Origin of the sequence: Bathymodiolus heckerae thiotrophic gill symbiont (genome assembly GCF_900180345.1) — a bacterium.
Lineage (GTDB): Bacteria > Pseudomonadota > Gammaproteobacteria > PS1 > Pseudothioglobaceae > Thiodubiliella.
This window is the reverse complement of record NZ_FXLV01000098.1, coordinates 1-1,356: the sequence shown is the minus strand read 5'-3', so window position 1 is coordinate 1,356 and position 1,356 is coordinate 1. Positions and strand designations below refer to the sequence as shown.

The window sequence follows — 1,356 nt, the reverse complement described above, 5'->3', positions numbered from 1 at the left end:
CATGAAGCGACTCAACACAAGACCTCGAAAAACACGAGGTGGGAAACAACCAGTTGAGTTATTTTTAGGAAAGGCTGTTGATTTATTAACGGCTTAGGAGAAATTGCACTTAATGTGCGAATTCAAGTATTTAATAACACCTTTAAAACGCTTATAGCTCCATAGATACCGCAGGGGCTACGATTTCCCAATAAATTGATTAAGCCTGAGCGTCATTAATAAAAAAAAGCCTAAGAATAAGCCTAATCATTCACCTCGTCCAACATCGGCTTCATGGCACTTAACAGATTTTTGTATAAATTCGGCAAGCGTTTTTCTTCGCTCAACAACCACTGCTTAAAATATGCCCGTTCACTCGGCATACTAAAACACGCTGGACACGAATCCGCAATCACGGGTAAATCAGCAGACTTAGCAAAATCAACCAATTGCCGTTCACGCACATACGCCATTGGTCGAATAACTCGCAAATCTTTTTTATCATTAACATAGTGCGCTTTCATTGTTTGAATCTTACCGTTATGGCACATTGACATCATCAAACTCTCACACAAATCATCTAGATGTTGTCCCAAAGCTAGGACATTGTAACCTTCTCTACGCGCTACCTGATACATCAAGCCGCGCTTAATACGCGCACAAAACGAACAATAAGAATCGCCTTTCATGCTTTCTTTGGCTTGTGCCATAATGGGAAATTCTTCAAAAAAATAAGGTGTACCAAATTTCTTAAAAAATCCCTCTAACGCCTGTGGCTCAAACCCCTCAACTTGCGGGTCAATCGTTACCACGCCGAGCTCAAACTTCACTGGAGATGATGCCTGAAAATGACGCAAAATATGAAACAAACTCAGCGAATCCTTACCCCCCGATACTGCCAATAAAATCTTATCCCCCGCCCTAATCATCCCAAAATCAGCAATCGCCTTGCCAACTGGTTTTAGAAGTAATTTAGGTAACTTTCGAATCATCTTTGAAATTTTACAGCCTATCCAGTGGCAATTCATCATTGTTTTTTAAGTGCGTGCTGTAATGTCCGTTTTTTGGCTGGCGTGGAAAACAAGCTGTTACTGCCACAAATTGGTTTTGGCATTCTGATTCTTGCTTATTATGAATCCAAATTTACACTAGAAAGACTCTTAAATTAAAATAGTTTACATAAAAATATTTTGAATTTATAATAGTTGAGAAAATTTTACAACTCTATAAAAAACTATGAAATCTATAAAAAAAATTATCTGAGACCTTTGCATAATTCATAATTCCCCATCCTATTTTCAACCCTTGCAATTTTTCAAAAAAAAATAGCTCAAAATTTCCGTATTTTTCCATAAAAATCTAAAAAACACCTTGTTT

Annotated in this window: 1 protein-coding gene; it reads right to left on the bottom strand. The window is 37.4% G+C overall.

The window, feature by feature from the left end; translation table 11 throughout:
* Positions 1-242: 242 nt before the first annotated feature.
* Entirely contained in the window at positions 243-971 is a 729-nt protein-coding gene (locus tag CRYPD_RS07670) for a PP-loop family protein (RefSeq protein ID WP_171004405.1), read from the bottom strand.
* Positions 972-1,356 lie beyond the last annotated feature (385 nt).